This is a genomic window from Winogradskyella sp. PC-19 (assembly GCF_002163855.1).
In the GTDB taxonomy this organism is placed as follows: Bacteria; Bacteroidota; Bacteroidia; order Flavobacteriales; family Flavobacteriaceae; genus Winogradskyella.
On record NZ_CP019332.1, the window covers coordinates 1,661,912 to 1,679,827 of the forward strand.

Annotated in this window: 17 protein-coding genes; 3 read left to right on the forward strand and 14 right to left on the reverse strand. The window is 32.9% G+C overall.

What is annotated here, in order from left to right; all coding sequences use genetic code 11:
- Positions 1-53: 53 nt before the first annotated feature.
- The 14 genes from BTO05_RS07595 to panC all read right to left on the reverse strand — a co-directional run bounded on the left by BTO05_RS07595 (position 54) and on the right by panC (position 13,297).
- On the reverse strand, positions 54-728 hold the full coding sequence (locus tag BTO05_RS07595) for an NUDIX hydrolase (protein ID WP_087492086.1): 675 nt from the start codon (positions 726-728) through the stop codon (positions 54-56).
- Positions 729-755: 27 nt separating this feature from the next.
- Positions 756-1,370 carry a lipoprotein signal peptidase gene (locus BTO05_RS07600; RefSeq protein ID WP_087492087.1) on the reverse strand — a complete coding sequence of 205 codons (615 nt, stop codon included), beginning with the start codon at positions 1,368-1,370 and terminating at the stop codon, positions 756-758.
- 14 nt (positions 1,371-1,384) lie between these two features.
- Positions 1,385-2,047 carry a hypothetical protein gene (locus BTO05_RS07605; RefSeq protein ID WP_157662556.1) on the reverse strand — a complete coding sequence of 221 codons (663 nt, stop codon included), beginning with the start codon at positions 2,045-2,047 and terminating at the stop codon, positions 1,385-1,387.
- An 8-nt stretch (positions 2,048-2,055) separates the two neighbouring features.
- Positions 2,056-2,439 carry a TraR/DksA family transcriptional regulator gene (locus tag BTO05_RS07610; RefSeq protein WP_087492089.1) on the reverse strand — a complete coding sequence of 128 codons (384 nt, stop codon included), beginning with the start codon at positions 2,437-2,439 and terminating at the stop codon, positions 2,056-2,058.
- A 4-nt stretch (positions 2,440-2,443) separates the two neighbouring features.
- Positions 2,444-5,848 carry an isoleucine--tRNA ligase gene (ileS, locus tag BTO05_RS07615; protein ID WP_087492090.1) on the reverse strand — a complete coding sequence of 1,135 codons (3,405 nt, stop codon included), beginning with the start codon at positions 5,846-5,848 and terminating at the stop codon, positions 2,444-2,446.
- Positions 5,849-5,952: 104 nt separating this feature from the next.
- Positions 5,953-6,633 (reverse strand): response regulator transcription factor, encoded by a 681-nt coding sequence (locus tag BTO05_RS07620; RefSeq protein ID WP_087492091.1) that lies wholly within the window; start codon positions 6,631-6,633, stop codon positions 5,953-5,955.
- The gene (locus tag BTO05_RS07625; RefSeq protein WP_232459718.1) at positions 6,623-7,318 is read right to left on the reverse strand and encodes a sensor histidine kinase; all 696 of its coding nucleotides are present in this window, start codon (positions 7,316-7,318) and stop codon (positions 6,623-6,625) included. The genes BTO05_RS07620 and BTO05_RS07625 overlap by 11 nt, the downstream gene beginning before the upstream one ends.
- A gap of 68 nt (positions 7,319-7,386) precedes the next feature.
- Positions 7,387-8,034: a hypothetical protein gene (locus BTO05_RS07630; RefSeq protein ID WP_087492093.1), complete on the reverse strand. Its 648-nt coding sequence runs from the start codon at positions 8,032-8,034 to the stop codon at positions 7,387-7,389.
- A 10-nt stretch (positions 8,035-8,044) separates the two neighbouring features.
- Positions 8,045-8,461, reverse strand: coding sequence for a hypothetical protein (locus BTO05_RS07635; RefSeq protein WP_087492094.1), 417 nt, complete (start codon positions 8,459-8,461; stop codon positions 8,045-8,047).
- Positions 8,462-8,550: 89 nt separating this feature from the next.
- The gene (gene radA, locus BTO05_RS07640; RefSeq protein WP_087492095.1) at positions 8,551-9,912 is read right to left on the reverse strand and encodes a DNA repair protein RadA; all 1,362 of its coding nucleotides are present in this window, start codon (positions 9,910-9,912) and stop codon (positions 8,551-8,553) included.
- The gene (locus BTO05_RS07645; protein WP_087492096.1) at positions 9,912-11,060 is read right to left on the reverse strand and encodes an alpha/beta hydrolase; all 1,149 of its coding nucleotides are present in this window, start codon (positions 11,058-11,060) and stop codon (positions 9,912-9,914) included. The genes radA and BTO05_RS07645 overlap by 1 nt, the downstream gene beginning before the upstream one ends.
- 42 nt (positions 11,061-11,102) lie before the next feature.
- Complete coding sequence (locus BTO05_RS07650; protein WP_087492097.1) at positions 11,103-12,062, reverse strand: lysylphosphatidylglycerol synthase transmembrane domain-containing protein; 960 nt, start codon at positions 12,060-12,062, stop codon at positions 11,103-11,105.
- 7 nt (positions 12,063-12,069) lie between these two features.
- Positions 12,070-12,420 (reverse strand): aspartate 1-decarboxylase, encoded by a 351-nt coding sequence (gene panD / locus BTO05_RS07655; RefSeq protein WP_087492098.1) that lies wholly within the window; start codon positions 12,418-12,420, stop codon positions 12,070-12,072.
- 13 nt (positions 12,421-12,433) lie between these two features.
- On the reverse strand, positions 12,434-13,297 hold the full coding sequence (gene panC, locus BTO05_RS07660; RefSeq protein ID WP_087492099.1) for a pantoate--beta-alanine ligase: 864 nt from the start codon (positions 13,295-13,297) through the stop codon (positions 12,434-12,436).
- Positions 13,298-13,395: 98 nt separating this feature from the next.
- Here panC and BTO05_RS07665 point away from each other — a divergent pair, with 98 nt between their 5' ends.
- From BTO05_RS07665 to glmS, 3 genes are read left to right on the forward strand one after another with little or no spacing between them, the layout of a single operon-like run.
- Positions 13,396-14,205, forward strand: coding sequence for a glycogen/starch synthase (locus BTO05_RS07665; protein WP_087492100.1), 810 nt, complete (start codon positions 13,396-13,398; stop codon positions 14,203-14,205).
- An 11-nt stretch (positions 14,206-14,216) separates the two neighbouring features.
- On the forward strand, positions 14,217-15,938 hold the full coding sequence (locus tag BTO05_RS07670; RefSeq protein ID WP_087492101.1) for a DUF4270 domain-containing protein: 1,722 nt from the start codon (positions 14,217-14,219) through the stop codon (positions 15,936-15,938).
- Between the two features lie 7 nt (positions 15,939-15,945).
- Complete coding sequence (gene glmS, locus BTO05_RS07675; protein WP_087492102.1) at positions 15,946-17,793, forward strand: glutamine--fructose-6-phosphate transaminase (isomerizing); 1,848 nt, start codon at positions 15,946-15,948, stop codon at positions 17,791-17,793.
- The last annotated feature ends 123 nt before the right edge of the window (positions 17,794-17,916 follow it).

Consider the following 17,916-nt stretch of genomic DNA (forward strand, 5'->3'; position numbering starts at 1 on the left):
TATTAACAACATCTGTTCTACAAATTTATTTGTGTTTTTTTTACACAAATTGATTAAATATCGAAAATTATACCTTCCTTTTTTAGCTTAAAGTATCTTTTATTGTTGAATCTAAATAGGTTAGCAGGTCTTCCTGAGCCTTTAGATGCTTTTTCATCGAGTTCATCAAGAATGTTAAGGCTCAACATTTTTTTTCTAAAATTACGTCTATCAATTGCTCTATCTAAAAGTGTAGTATATAATTTTTCTAAATCAGAGAAAGGAAATTTGGTGTCTAGTAATTCAAAACCAATAGGCTCATATGTAATTTTCCCTCTTAATCGAGCTATTGCTAACTTGAGTATTTCGTCATGATCAAATGAAAGTAGCGGCAGTTCATTAATTTTAAACCACCTTACCTCTTCTGCATCTGTTGAGGCTAATATTTTAAACGCACTCGGTTTAATCAAACCAAAATAGGCTACAGAAACAACTCTACTCCTTGGATCCCTATTAGGGTTACCAAAAGTGTACAATTGTTCTAAATAATTTATCTCAATTCCTGTTTCTTCTTTAAGTTCTCGTTCTACAGCCTCTTCTAATGATTCATCCTTCAAAACAAATCCTCCGGGAATAGCCCATTTACCTTTAAAAGGCTCGTATTTCCTTTTGATTAGCAAAACTGAAACTCCTTCAGATTCATAACCAAATACTACAGCATCAACTGTTAATTTTATTGATTTTTCCATATTGCCATAGTTTTAAATTATAATCAATTATTTAAAAGCCTTCTTATTGAACACAATCAATATCCCAATACCAGTACTAATAGCAACATCGGCTATATTAAAAACCGGATCAAAAAAAGAAAATTGCTTTCCTCCAAAAAACGGTAACCACTCAGGTAAAATATCATTATAAAGCGGAAAATGTAACATGTCTACAACCTTGCCGTGAAATACGCCTGCGTAGCCACCACTTTCTGGTAAAAACGCAGCAACTTGTCCGTAACTATCATCAAAAAAAACACCATAGAATACCGAGTCTAAAATATTACCTAAAGCACCAGCAAAAATCAGTGAAATGGCAAAGATTAAAGTCTTTGTTTTTTGTTTTTTGATAACACTAAACAACCAGTAACCAATTCCCGAAACAGCACCAATTCTAAATAGCGTTAAAATTAATTTTGCCGATTTATCGTCAATAAACGAAAAGATATCACTCAACTTTGTTCCCCAAGCCATACCATCGTTTTCGACAAACAAAATTTTGAACCACGAAAATACTGCTACGTCTTCTCCTAACTGAAAGTGCATTTTTATATATATTTTACTGATTTGGTCTATCAATAAAATGATAATTATGATGAATATAGATTTCTTTAAAGACATATGAAATATACTTACTATTCTTGTTTTTTTACTGTAATATTTCCGCCATTGGTACTTAATCTCCAAACATTAAACCCAAACATATCACTAGGAAAGTCAACCAGTCCATGATGCGAATCAGTCTGTATTACAGCGTTACTAGTTTTCACAAAAATATTACCATCAATAGTTTTAATATTGGCAAACCTTGCTGTTCCATCAATATTACATCCGCCTTGAATTAGATTAAAACTAAGTTCTTGAAATTTCCCTTTGGCTTCGACCGAACCGATATCGCTTTTAACGGAAAGATCTAAATTTTCAGGCATAGTAATCTCTAAAGTTGCAGCTATAACTTTATGAGCATTTCTTTTATCATCTGGAGTATCTACGATAGAAACACGTTTTAATTTTACAAAAACTTGATTCCCTTTAACTTCTGATACTACTTGGTAATCGTTACCATACTCTCCATCTGATAAAGATTTTAAAGTAATTGCATCAGTTTGTGCTGTAGCCACTGAAATGGTAAAAATTTCGTCTCCATCTACGATTACTTCAGAAACCCCTTTTGAAGAAAATTTATCTTCTCCTCTATTTTGTCCATCCACATAAAGTGAAGTCAAGAAAATAAGGCTTAATAAAAAAGTCTTGAAATTAGTATTCCAAGACTTTGATGTATATGTATTATTTAGCATGCTATAATTTACTTCTGCATGTTCTTAGCTTCAATACTTAAAGTTGCATGAGGCACTAATTTTAAACGTTCTTTATTAATTAACTTACCTGTAACTCTACAAACGCCATAGGTTTTATTTTCTACACGGATTAGTGCATTTTTTAAATCACGGATAAATTTTTCTTGACGTATTGCCAAAGCTGAGTTTGCTTCTTTACTCATAGTAGCACTTCCGTCTTCAAAAGATTTAAAAGTTGGTGATGTATCTTCAGTACCATTATTATGGTCATTCATATATGCACTTTTGATAAGCTCTAAGTCGTGCTCTGCTTTTTTTATTTTCTCTTGGATAAGAACTTTGAATTCCTCTAAATCCGTATCTGAATATCTGTTTTTTATTTCTGAGGCCATATCCTTAGTGTTTTTTGATAAATAGTTTAGTATTTACTTCGTCAAAAGCAATATCTATACCATTTTCTAGGTTATCTACAATTTTTAAATCATCCGTTAAAGTTTCCATCTTTATGTAAGCTTCATTATCGTTTACTGCAGCTATTATATCTGTATGATTTTGTAAGTGCACATCAATTCTATCAGTGACTTCAAAACCTGAATCTTTTCGTAAGTTTTGGATACGATTTACAAGTTCTCTTGCAATCCCTTCTTTACGTAAATCTTCATTTATTGTAACATCTAACGCTACTGTTAACAAACCTTCATTTGCCACAAGCCATCCTTCGATATCTTGCGATGTAATCTCAACATCATCGAGTCCCAATGTAATATTTTTTCCATTAATGTCAATATCAAAACTACCGTTTTGCTCCATTTTGTTAATATCTTCTGCCGAAAATCCATTTATTGCATTGGCAATTAACTTCATATCCTTTCCAAAACGCGGTCCTAATGTTTTAAAATTAGGCTTTATTTGTTTGACCAGTATGTCTGAAGCGTCTTCTAGAAGTTCAATTTCTTTAATATTAACTTCGTGTTTTATTAAATCTGCAACTGCTTCAATTTCATTCTTTTGTTGCTGACTTGCAACCGGAATCATTATTTTTTGAAGTGGTTGACGTACCTTTATTTTCTCTTTAGCTCGTAATGACAATACTAAAGATGAAATAGTTTGTGCATTCTCCATTTTACGTTCTAACGACTTATCAATAGCACTTTCATCAGCAATCGGAAATTCTGCAAGATGTACACTTTCAAAACATTCTTTTTTAGTTACAGCATTTAGATCTAAATACAATCTGTCCATAAAAAACGGAGCTATTGGTGCACCTAATTTTGATAGTGTAACCATACATGTATAAAGCGTTTGGTAGGCTGAAATTTTATCGGTCTGATAATCACCTTTCCAGAAACGTCTTCTACTTAAACGAACATACCAGTTACTTAAGTATTCTTGTGTAAAATTAGATATGGCTCTTGCGGCTTTTGTTGGCTCGTACTCTTCGTAAAACTTGTCTACTTTTTGAATAAGGGTATTTAATTCTGAAAGAATCCAACGGTCGATTTCTGGTCTTTCATCTAATGGAATATCTGCTTCGGAATAATCAAAGCCATCTAAGTTTGTGTATAATGAAAAGAATGAATAGATGTTATATAATGTCCCGAAGAACTTACGTCTTACTTCTTCAATACCATCCACATCAAACTTAAGATTATCCCAAGGATTGGCATTACTAATCATATACCAACGTGTGGCATCGGCACCGTATTTTGATAACGTTTCGAAAGGGTCTGTGGCATTACCTAAACGCTTGGACATTTTTTGCCCATTTTTATCAAGAACTAATCCATTAGACACCACATTTTTATAAGCTACAGAATCGAAAACCATAGTTCCGATAGCATGAAGAGTATAGAACCAACCACGTGTTTGGTCTACACCTTCTGCAATAAAGTCAGCAGGAAATGATTTGTTTTCGTCAATCAATTCTTTGTTTTCAAAAGGGTAATGCCATTGTGCATAAGGCATTGAACCAGAATCGAACCATACGTCAATCAAATCACTTTCGCGTTTCATTGGCTGTCCTGATTCTGAAACTAAAACAATCTTATCTACTACGTTTTTATGAAGATCAATCTTCTCGTAGTTCTCTTCAGACATGTTACCAACTTCGAAATCTGCAAAAATATCTTCTGAAAGCACACCAGCATTAATAGATTTTTGCATTTCAACTTTAAGTTCCTTCATAGAACCGATGCAAATCTGCTCTTTTCCGTCTTCTGTACGCCAAATTGGTAATGGAATTCCCCAAAAACGTGAGCGAGATAAGTTCCAGTCGTTTGCGTTAGCTAACCAATTACCAAAACGACCTTCGCCAGTAGATTTTGGTTTCCAGTTAATACCCATGTTAAGCTCGTGCATACGCCCTTTGACATCAGTCACTTTTATAAACCATGAATCTAAAGGGTAGTATAAAATTGGTTTGTCTGTACGCCAGCAATTAGGATAACTGTGTTTGTATTTTTCAACCTTAAAGGCTTTGTTTTCTGTTTTTAATCTTATCGCAAGCTCAACATCTATCGACTTTTCTGGAGCTTCGCCATCATTGTAATATTCATTCTTTACATATTTGCCACCAAACTCACCCAACTCTGACCTAAATTTCCCTTGCAAATCTACAAGCGGCACAAGGTTATCGTTTTTATCTTTAACTAAAAACGGTGGTATTTCTGGTGAGGCTTGTTTAGCCACTAAGGCATCATCTGCACCAAAAGTCGGTGCAGTGTGTACTATTCCTGTTCCATCTTCTGTAGTTACAAAATCTCCTGAAATGACACGGAAAGCATTTTGCTTGTTTTCGAACTCAAGATTAAAATCTAATAGTTGCTCGTATGTAATGCCTACTAAGTCTTTTCCTTTAAACTCTTTTACAACGTAGTAAGGAATCTTCTTATCTCCAGAATTATAAGTTAACAATTCTGATTTTTCTTCAACTTGATTGAATTTTCCAGCAAATTGTTTTGATACTAAATTCTTAGCTAAAACAACATTCATTGGTTTGAATGTATACTGATTATATGTTTCAACTAAAACATAATCAATCTTAGGACCAACAGTCAATGCTGTATTACTTGGAAGCGTCCAAGGTGTTGTTGTCCATGCTAAAAAATAGATATCACCTTCATTTTGAAGAAAATCTGGCAAACTTTCCTCGTATGCTTTAAATTGAGCTACAACTGTTGTGTCTGTAACATCTTGATAAGTACCAGGCTGATTAAGCTCATGTGAACTTAAACCTGTGCCTGCTTTAGGTGAATAAGGCTGGATTGTATAGCCTTTGTATAATAAATCTTTGTCGTAAATCTGTTTTAATAACCACCAAACAGATTCCATATATTTAGATTTGTAGGTGATATATGGATCGTCCATATTTACCCAATACCCCATTTTTTGAGTCAGGTCGTTCCAGATATCTGTATAACGCATTACTGCTTTTTTACAGGCTGCGTTATACTCTTCTACTGTGATTTCTGTACCAATATCTTCTTTTGTAATACCAAGTTCTTTTTCTACACCAAGTTCGATTGGTAAACCATGCGTATCCCAACCCGCTTTTCGCTTTACTTGATAACCTTTCATGGTTTTATAGCGCGGAAAAATATCTTTTATAGCACGTGCTAAAACGTGATGAACACCAGGTAATCCATTTGCAGAAGGTGGCCCTTCAAAAAACACATAAGGCGGTTTTCCTTCTCTAGTGGTTACACTTTTATTGAATATATCGTTTGCTTCCCAATAATTACTGACTTCATCAGCAACATTTGACAAGTTAAGTCCTTTGTATTCAGGGAACTTTTGGCTCATTTTTCGCATTTCTTATAAGGTTGCGAAAATACTAATTTTTGAGAAATTGTTAAGGAAGAATAGCCGAAAAGTGTCTATCTAAAAAGATAAATGACATTTTGACCTTAAAGTGAGTCATTTTTATGATTTATAATCTTATTCGTTAAAGCATAAACGACTAATCCTGCAATATTTTTGGATTGTGTTTTAAGAAGTAAATGACTACGATGAGTCTCAACTGTTCTTTTACTTAAGCTAAGTTTATAAGCAATTTCTTTTGCAGTAAACTCTTTACATATAAGCTCTAAAATTTCTAATTCGCGTTCAGTAAAGTAGTCATCATCTAGACTTGATTTGACTTTGTTTGCTTTTGAATTGCTTTGGCCTTCTTTGATGTAATTAAATACAATTTCATCATAATAAAATCCCTTTGAATGTACCTCTCGAATTGTATGAAGCATTAATTTTGGTGTGCTGTTTTTTGCCAAATATGCGACTGCACCAATGGATATCATGTTAAGTATAAAGGGCTTACTGAAATAACTTGTTAAGGCTATTATTTTAATACCGTTAAACTCATCCCTAATAAGCTTTGTTGCTTCTACACCGTTAAGATTTGGCATTTTTAAATCTGTAACAATAATATCTGGTTTCGTCTTTGAAGCTCTGAGTTTTACCAATAAATCATGACCATCTTCAGCATCAAAAAGGATTTTAATATCATCTTGACTTTGAATAATTGCCATCAATCCTTGACGGAAAAGCAACTGGTCATCTGCTATTGCAATTCTAATTTTACGCTTCATTTATGGATTGTATTACAAAACGGCTTCCTTGATTAATTACACTATCAATATTTAAATCTGCGTCTAATATTTTTACTCTACTTTTTATATTTTGAAGTCCAATTCCAGCATTTTTATTGACTTTTGACACATTAAAACCTCCGCCATTATCTGAGTAATTAAATTTAAAGCCCTTATTTTTTGACAATAGATTAACTTCGATTTTATTGGCCATACCGTGTCGGATAGAGTTATTAATTAGCTCTTGCGCTATTCGGAAAAGATGAAGCTGATTGGTTTCGGACAACTTTAATTCTTCAATATTATGTGCTATCTCAATAGTCGTGTTTTTACTAAAATCTTCGAACAATTCTTCAAGAGCTGCTTTTAGTCCAAACTTATCTAAAATTGGTGGCAGTAAGTCGTGTGCTATTTGACGAGAACTTTCTAGAGTAGTTGACGTTATGTCTAAAATTTGCTCCAACGTGTTTTTTTGTTTCTCATTTATTTGATTATCTGACAACAATACATTCGTTGTAAGACTTACTACATTTAGCTTTGAACTTATAGCATCGTGCAAATCTTGAGCTATACGTTTTCTTTCTGTTTCTTGAACTGCAATTGAGGTTTGTAATATTTTTTCTTGATTTGCAATACGTAAATCTGCTTTTTCTTTTTCCTTTTGAATAATTTTTCTTCTTGACAAGAAGAAAAAAAATATTACTCCAATAATTATAATTAGTAGAAAGATTACAGCAAATATTAGTACTAATACTAACTTACTTTCTTCTGTCTGAAACTCTTGAACCATTCGAAAATTATTAAACCATAATATATGTATAGAAAAACGGAATTTAATCCTAATAAGATATTAGAAAGATTATCAAAACTATCAATATTATTTGCAAAATTTTGCAATGTAAATACCAAAACACTCACTGTTTTGTACACAATAACTCCTATTGTTATATACACATATTTTAAACTCTTACTTAAAGAATTATATAAATGTACAATTGCTAAAGCTAAGATTGGTAATCCGCAAACTAAAACTTCTATTGGATGAAATGGACTTAACACAAAATATCCAGAAGCGCTTAAAATTATTAAGAAAACTAGTATTGAAGCAAATATAATAATGAGTAAACTTGCTTTTGTTTTTTGAGATTTTTCAATCAATTGCCTAAAGAATAAGGATAAGAATAAAAATTCTCCATAAAAATAAACATGTGAAAAAAACAAATTATATATACCGTTATAATTCATTATCCCTGATACTATTTCAATTAGAGCTATGAAAGTAATATATATACAGAAAATTTGATATGATTTATCACCTTTATGATATGAACTCTTACTTAAAAAAAGAATTGTGATTAAAAAAGGTAATATTGACAATCCATGACTTAAAACAAATTCCATTAAAAATTGTCTATCTGTGGTTTAATGGACTGTTTTCATCGCAACTCTTAGGGCATGGTGCACTAAAATCAAATGCTCCACTTCCGTTTAAATCCTCTTTTTTGAAGGGCGCATCTTTCTCACCTTCTACCATGTCTCTTGCAACACCACTTGCATCTTTTTTAGTACCAACTATTACCAATGTCTGTCCATTTGCATCTTTTTGCTTAGGATTAACAGCCATATATGCTCTGATACTGGAGTCGTCTACATTACTAAGTGAAATACCACCTTTACCATTATCTTGTAGAACTTTCATTTCTTTTAATATATCTACAATAGTTTCACAACTTATTAAAAATGCTTTAGCAGATCCTTCAGGCATGCTGCCCTGATACGTTTTTGTCCAAGCTTTTGCGTCTTCAATTGAGATTAATGTTTTACTCATAGTCTTTTATTTTTGGAATTAATTAATTGAATATTAAAAATACAGAATTTATTTACAAATGTAGATTCAGTTTGTTTTTGTTTTTGTTTTTAAACTAGAAAATCTACTAAATCTTCAATTTTAGAAATTAGTTGAATTTTAATTTTGGTATTCTTCAATGCAATTTTATTGTATTTAGACACAAATATGGTAGAAAAACCCAATTTTTCTGCTTCTAAAATACGTTGCTCTACACGTTGCACAGGTCTAATTTCACCTGACAAACCAACCTCAGCAGAAAAACAATAATCACTTTGCAAAGCCTCGTCTTCATTAGATGACAATATAGATGCAACAACTGCTAAATCAATTGCTGGGTCATCAACAGTTATTCCTCCTGTGATATTTAAAAAAACGTCTTTAGCGCCTAGTCTAAATCCAGCACGCTTTTCTAAAACAGCCAAAAGCATGTTTAGTCTTTTGGCATTAAAACCGGTAGCTGAACGTTGTGGTGTTCCATAAACTGCAGTACTTACCAAAGCCTGAACTTCTATCATTAGAGGCCGCATACCTTCTAAAGTAGCAGCAATTGCATTACCAGACAATTCTCCATCTTTTTCAGAAATAAGAATCTCTGATGGATTACTGACTTCTCTTAAACCTGAGCCTTGCATTTCGTAAATACCAAGTTCATTAGTAGAGCCAAATCTATTTTTGTTAGCTCTCAGAATTCTAAATACATGGTTACGGTCACCTTCAAATTGCAAAACAGTATCGACCATGTGTTCTAAAATTTTTGGTCCAGCTATATTACCATCTTTTGTAATATGGCCTATTAACAATACAGGTGTAGCTGTTTCTTTTGCAAATTTAATAAGCTCTGTTGTACATTCTTTTATTTGCGAGATACTTCCTGGTGAAGACTCGATATAATCACTATGTAGAGTCTGAATAGAATCTACAACCACTATGTCAGGCTCTAAAGCCTCGACTTGCTTGAAAATATTTTGGGTTTTTGTTTCAGTAAGAATATAGCAGTTTTCACTATTAGGCTGAATGCGCTCTGCTCTCATTTTTATTTGTTTCTGACTTTCCTCACCAGAAACATAAAGTGTTTTATAAGGTAATTTTAAAGCGATTTGAAGTAATAATGTACTTTTTCCAATACCTGGCTCACCACCCAAAAGCGTTAATGAACCTGGCACCATTCCGCCTCCCAAAACACGATTAAATTCTGCATCTTGCATATTCATTCGTGTATCTTTTGAGCCATCTATTTCATTAATTTTTAATGGTTTTGAAACACGTTTATTAGCTGAAGCTGCAGGAGTTTTCCAATCACTTTTTTCAGGTTTCTGTATAATCTCTTCTACAATAGTATTCCATTGTTTACAAGCCGTACATTGACCTTGCCATTTACTATATTGACTGCCGCAATTTTGACAGAAAAAGGTCGTTTTCACTTTTGCCATTAGTAACCAAAATCTCTTTTTATAGCTTCAGCTTTTTCTAGCATCAAATTTTTTGTTATACCACCAATCTCTTCGAGAATGTAGCCTGATTGGAATGTTTTCATAGCTTTTTTAGGTTCTCCAATGTTTTCGAGATACAAGCCTTTATAATATTTTGATAAAACAGTTTCAGGATAGTTATCTCTTGCTAATTTTGAAAGTTCTTCATAGTACTCCCATTTTTGTTTCTTTTTTATAGCTGCTGCTATGGCTTTAAAATCATTGACTAAAATTTGCTTTTCTATACCGAATAGGTTCTTAATTTCGGCATATTTGTCCTCTAGATATTTGACAGGAGAACCTTCCAGTTTTAAAATCGACTCTTTGTACTCTTTTCTACTTATGGGCTGAAAAATAAAGAAAATAGATTCTAATGCTTTTGGTATAGCATGTGCTGGCATAGCATAATGTGTTGGCCCATCAAACTCTTTAAACGTATATAATAAATTATTGTTTCCTAAATCTTTTAGCGTATTATCTAAAGATGCTGCACCTTCCATAATATGTTTTACGTCTGTATTTGATACTGCTAGATAATAAAATATTTTTTGCTCCACATTCTTTAACCTTTCGCTTAAATATTTTTCCATGTCCAATGCCAAATCTGGACTGATAGTTACATAAGCATTAAAAATAGGATTTTGTCTTACCAAATAATAATTGATAAAATTTGCTGTTTCGCCATGACCTACTGCGACTCTAAAAGTTTCCGTTTTATATTTATCCTCAATGAAAGGAATGAGTTCTTTACCTACAAATTCAAAAAAATCCGCACCACTTTCAAGAGGAAGTGAGTTTTGTTCTGAATACATTAAATCGTCTTCTCGAGAGTCTACCTGATTAATACCGACTACTATAGATTCAGGAATATCTTCCCAATATGCGTAATAGTCAACATTCCCAGCAACAGCTTCAAATAAATAATCGCCATCAAACACATAAATCACAGGATAAGCTTTGTCATCGTCGTCAGAATAACCTCTGGGCAACAATATTTTAAGCTCTCTATCCTCACCTAAAATACTCGAAGAAATTGTTTGATATTTGGCTTGAGAAAAAGAAATACATCCTACAAATAGGAATAAAAAAACGGCCTTAAACTTAGTCATTGATGATCTGATTTTGGTTGTTAAGGCAAGGTAAAAAAAAATCTATACTTCTTTGTGCTTTCGGTTATAGATTGGTAGATAGATAAGTGAAATTCCGCCAAGGAAAATTATCATTATTGTCTGTGAAGCCCACATAATCCAACCAAATGCTCGACTTGGTGTCTCGGCAATTGCAAAGATTGAAAACGCAATAACAATAGCTTCTGGGAAAGAACCAATACCTCCATTAGTTGCAGCAATACTAAAACTTGCTAGAATAAACCCTATCAAAATCGCCGCCAAGGATACGCCTTCTAATTGAGGTACCGCAAAACTAGTGATGTAAAACATAAGGACATACATCGCCCAAATAAAAATAGTATGAAAAATAAATGCCCACTTCTTTTTCATTTTAAAAATACTAAGAGCTCCTTCTATCAATCCCGAGATAAAGTTTTTGACTTTTAACGCAAATTTAGATTGACTCTTTTTAACAAAAATAAAAATGAATATCATTAATACTAGTCCTATAAAACCTACAATAACTAATGTTGAAGAATTAAATTTTTCAGTAAAAAAATCAACTATAAACTCAAACTCTAAAAACAAAGTGATTAGTATAATTATAAGTAACATAATAGTGTCTGCAACTCTTTCTGCAACAATCGTCCCAAAGGTTTTATCGAACGGAACACCTTCATAATTTGTAATAATTGAAGCCCTAGCTACTTCGCCTGCTCTTGGTATTGTGAAATTAATAAGATATGCCGAATACACAGACATTAAACTATTTGTAAACCTAGGCTTAAACCCTAATGGTTCTACCATAAATAGCCAGCGGTAAGCTCTTGAGACATGACTTAAAATTCCAAAACTAACACCCAAGCAAATCCATAAATAATTGGCGTCTTTGAAGTATTGTACTAATTCTGTAATAGAGATTTTGGATAACGAATACCATACCAAAGCCACGCCTATTAGTAAAGGTAGTGCTACTTTGAGAATTGAACTCTTTTTTTTCAAAAGAAATCTATTTTAAGAGATTATTTTCTTCATTAGGAAAAACCAAAGATGGTTTAAAAAGTTTGGCTTCTTCTATATCCATAAAAGCATATGTAATAAGTATTAAAATATCACCAGGTGCGACTAATCTTGCAGCTGCTCCATTTAATGTTATTTCACCACTATTTCTTGGTCCTGGAATAGCATAAGTATCTAAACGTGCTCCATTATTATTATTAACAATTTGCACTTTTTCGCCTTGTATAATGTTAGCAGCATCCATTAAATCTTCATCAATGGTTATGCTTCCAATATAATTGAGGTCAGCACCTGTAACTTTTACACGGTGAATTTTAGATTTTACAACTTGAATTTGCATTGGGCAAAGGTAATTAATTTAGTGCGATATTATCTATAAGTCTAATATCATCAGCATACACGGCAATGAATGCTCGGTATTCTTTTTTTGTTGATTTTCTTTTAACTGGCTTTAAGGTTTTGATATCAGAAATTAAAAAATATTCGAGCTCTAATAGCTTGTGTTTTTTAAACTGACTCTCAACCCACTCCGTAACTTTTTTAGCACTTTTTGTGCCAAACTTTTCTTTGGCAGATTTTAGAATTTTATGAATAAATGGGGCTGCTTCACGATAATCTGGTTTTAGTCTTTCGTTCCGACTACTCATTGCTAGACCATCTTCTGCTCTATAGATGGCACATCCTACAATTTTAGTTGGAATCTCATGAAGCTCTACCATTTTCTTAACTATCTGTAGCTGCTGAAAATCTTTTTCTCCAAAATAGGCTTGTTCAGGTTTTACGATTTCTAATAATCGTTTTACAATTGTACCTACACCATCAAAATGCCCAGGTCTAAAAGCACCTTCCATTTCGTGTTCTAACCCATCAAATGTAAAACGTTCGGAAACTGTTTTTCCCTCATAAATATCATCAACGCTAGGTGCGTAAACTATTATTCTCTCATCTGAAACTGTTTGCAACAACTTTACATCTCGACCTAATGTTCTCGGATATTTTTCTAAATCTTCAGCATTGTTAAACTGAGTTGGATTTACAAAAATACTAACCACTACAAAATCATTATCGACTAGTCCAAAATTGACTAGTGATAAGTGACCTTGGTGCAATGCTCCCATTGTTGGCACAAATCCAACAGTCGCATCATTAGCCTTGAGGCTAGATATGTATTCAATTAATTCAGTTTTGTTATCAAAAATTTTCAAAGGCTGTAACATAAGTTTAACGCGTGCAAACTTAAGATTTTACTAGCAATTGGCATAAATTTTTGTAATTTTGCATGTTTTTTACTTTGAATTTCTAAATCAATCACTATATGAAAGATAAACGAATATTATATGTGTCCTCTGAGGTTGTTCCTTATTTACCGGAAAACGAAATCTCTTCGATGTCTTTTGAAGCACCAAGAATGGTTAACAAACAAGGTGGACAGATACGAATATTTATGCCGCGATTTGGAAACATAAACGAGCGTAGACATCAATTACATGAAGTTATACGTCTATCGGGAATTAACTTAGTAATTAACGATATGGATATGCCATTAATTATCAAGGTAGCTTCAATACCAAAAGAGCGCATCCAAGTTTATTTTATTGATAATGAAGAGTATTTTAAGCGTAAAGCAACTTTATCTGATGAAAACGGAAAGTTATTCCCTGACAATGATGAGCGCGCTATTTTCTTTGCAAAAGGTGTTATTGAAACAGTTAAAAAATTAAACTGGGCTCCAGATATAATACACGTTAATGGTTGGTTGGCATCATTATTGCCACTTTATTTAAAAGAATTTTATAAGACCGAACCTTTATTTACAGAAAGTAAAATTGTGACATCTATATACAATCAAAACTTCGATGGTACGTTAGATAAGGACATGAAAAAGAAAATAAGTTTTGATGGTTTAGATGAAGAAGCTATAAAATCATTAAGCGAGCCGAATTACATTAACCTAATGAAAATAGCAATAGACAATTCTGATGCAATAATCAAAGGATCACAAGATTTACCAGAAGAATTAGATAGCTATATTGATGGGTTAGATAAACCTACTTTAGGTTATCATTCTCCAGAAGAGTTTGCTGAGCCATACACGGAATTTTACACAAACACAGTACTTCAATAGTATAAATTTTTATGAAATTGAATAAAATTGCCCTAAGAAATATCTCAATAGCTTTTATAATTGCTTTTGGATTTGTAGCATGTGATAAGGATTTTGCATCTGTTAATTCAGATATCATCAATGATGATACGGCTACTAACTTTAACACTACTTCTGAAAAGTTTGATGTTATAAGTTATAATAACCCTTTAAACCCAGTTCAAACAAACGATTTAGGTCTTAATATGCTGGGTGTATACGACGACCCTACATACGGAAGGACAATTGCTAGTGTTTTAACACAAGTAAATACCGGATTAATAGATCCAACATTTGGAGAAAACGTAGTATTAGATTCTGTTGTACTTACTATACCTTTTTTTAGCAGAAATGTTGGAGTAATAGATGAAACATTTATCGATTATGAAATTGACTCAGTACTTCCAAGAGAAGAGAGTTACAGCCCAATTAAATTAAGTATTTTTGAAAATTCTTATTTCTTAAGAGATTTTAATCCAAATGATGATTTTGATAGTAACCAAGCTTATTTTTCTAATAAATCTGCTTCCAGTACTGAACAAATTGGATCTGCTGATTTAGAATCTATTTTAATTGATGAAATTGAATCTTTAACAATCTCTGATAAAGAAGTTATTTTAACAGATGGCGCTGAGCCTGATGCAACAATTACTGAAAGATTATCACCCAGGATCAGGCTTGTTTGGGATAAAGATGTTATAGAGGACAATGATGTAATCACCTATTGGACAAATAAGATAATTGCACAAGAAGGTTTATCTACACTTAGCAACCCTAATAATTTTAACGACTATTTTAGAGGCTTATATTTTAAGGCAGAGCCAGAAGATATGAGTACTAGTGGATCGCTAATGCTTTTGAACTTATCTCAACAAGACGCTAACATTACTTTATTCTATTCTTTTGATTCACCAACTATTGAAAATGAAAGAGATGAAGCCACATATGTCTTAACATTCAGTCCTACACGAGTGAACTTTTTTGAAAATAATTTCACAACAACTATACCTGTCGGTGATGAAATAAACGGTGATGATTTACTATATCTAAAAGGAGGTGAAGGGTCTATTGCTGGCATAAAACTATTTGATGGTTTAAATTCTGACGACGACGACACTTCAGATAATACTTTTGAAGCCTGGAGAAAGCAATACGTTATACTTAATGATGAAGGAGAGTTTGAATCTTCAAGACGTTTAATTAACGAAGCCAATCTAATCTTCAATGTTGCAAAAGATGAAATTATGACAGACGACTCTGGTAATACGCAAGAGCCAGATCGCTTATACTTATACAACAAAACTAATGGCGGACCGCTTATAGATTACCTTCAGGATTCACAAAATAATTCGGCACCATTATTCTCTATACCCAATCACTTGGGAATTCTCGAAAGAGACGATACAAATGAAGGAGAAGGTATTCGTTATAAAATGAGAATAACTTCTCACATAAATAGTTTACTCCTTGACAATGCTGAAAATGTAGAACTAGGTATAGCAGTATCAGGTAACGTAAATTTAGAAGCTACTGTGCCTCAGTACACAGAACAAACAGGAACGGATGAAGAAAATACTGTCCCAGTAAGTAGTATTATTACTCCAAGAGGAACTATACTTCACGGAAGTACTAGTGCTGTTAGTGAAGATAAACGTCTCTATCTTGAAATTTTTTATACATGTCTTGAGACAGACATAAATTGCCCAAATAACTAAGGAATATATGTGTGGAATTGTAGGATATATAGGTCATAGAGAAGCTTACCCAATTATTCTCAAAGGATTACAACGTCTTGAGTATAGAGGTTATGACAGTGCTGGGATAGCACTTTATGATGGTAACAACATCAAGCTTTCAAAAACGAAAGGTAAAGTTGCTGACTTAAAAGAAAGACTTGAAAACGAAATTCCTACAACTGGAAACTTAGGTATTGGACACACACGTTGGGCAACTCATGGAGTACCAAATGATGTCAACTCTCACCCACACTATTCTAATTCTGGAGATTTAGTAATTATTCATAATGGAATCATTGAAAATTATGAAGCTATTAAAACTGAATTAAAGAAAAGAGGCTATACTTTTAAATCAGATACAGACACTGAAGTTTTAATAAATCTTATAGAAGAAGTAAAGAAGAAACAAGATGTAAAACTTGGTAAAGCAGTACAGATTGCTTTAAACGAAGTCGTTGGCGCATACGCTATCGCTGTATTTGATAAAAATAAGCCTAATGAAATTGTAGTTGCTAAACTTGGTAGTCCTTTAGCTATAGGCGTTGGTGATGAAGAATTTTTTATAGCCAGTGATGCTTCACCTTTTATAGAGTTTACAAAAAACGCAATTTACCTCGAAGATGAAGAAATGGCCGTTGTTCGTCTTGGAAAAAAGATAAAAATTCGTAAAATAAAAGATGACTCTTTGGTCAATCCTTTAATGCAAGAACTAAAATTCAATTTAGAACAAATTGAAAAGGGAGGTTTTGAACACTTTATGCTAAAGGAAATTTACGAACAACCTCACGCCATTAGAGATACATACCGTGGACGTTTATTAGCTAAAGAAGGTATTATTAGAATGTCTGGTGTCGAGAACCATAAAGAAAAATTTCTAAATGCCAACAGAATAATCATTGTAGCATGCGGTACCTCTTGGCATGCAGGGTTAGTTGCAGAATATATTTTTGAGGATTTAGCAAGAATCCCTGTTGAAGTTGAATATGCTTCGGAATTTAGATACAGAAACCCTGTAATAACTGACAAAGATGTTGTCATTGCAATTTCCCAATCTGGTGAAACAGCGGATACTCTCGCGGCAATAAAATTAGCAAAAAAACATGGAGCCTTCGTATTTGGGGTTTGCAATGTTGTTGGTTCTAGTATCGCTCGTGAAACGGACGCTGGCGCATATACACATGCGGGTCCAGAAATTGGAGTTGCTTCAACAAAAGCATTCACAACTCAAATAACAGTTCTCACTTTAATAGCTTTAAAATTAGCAAAAGAAAAAGGTGCCATCTCTAAATCAGATTTCCATTTTCACTTAGAGCAATTAGAATTAATACCTGATAAAGTTGCAAAAGCATTACAGTCTGATAAACATATCAAAACCGTTGCAAAAACTTACAAAGACGCGCAAAACTGTCTTTATTTAGGAAGAGGATATAATTTCCCCGTAGCACTTGAAGGTGCCCTTAAACTAAAAGAAATTTCATATATCCATGCAGAAGGTTATCCTGCTGCAGAAATGAAACATGGACCAATAGCTTTAATTGACGAACAAATGCCGGTTTTTGTTATTGCAACCAAAAAGGGACACTACGAAAAAGTAGTTAGCAATATTCAAGAAATTAAATCTAGAAAAGGTAAAATTATAGCTATAGTTACAGAAGGAGATGTTGATGTTAAAAAATTAGCTGACCATACAATTGAAGTTCCAGAAACCCTAGAATCTTTAAGTCCTTTACTTACTACGATACCACTACAACTTCTATCATACCACATTGCAGTTATGCTAGAGAAAAATGTAGACCAACCAAGAAATTTGGCAAAATCGGTAACTGTAGAGTAAAAAACATACATGATTACGTATTAACAAATCCATAAAAAAACTTTGTTTTTTTATGGATTTGTTGTTTTTGCATCTGATTTGTTATCAAAAGATGCTATGCGTGCATAATTTTTTAAGATTTTG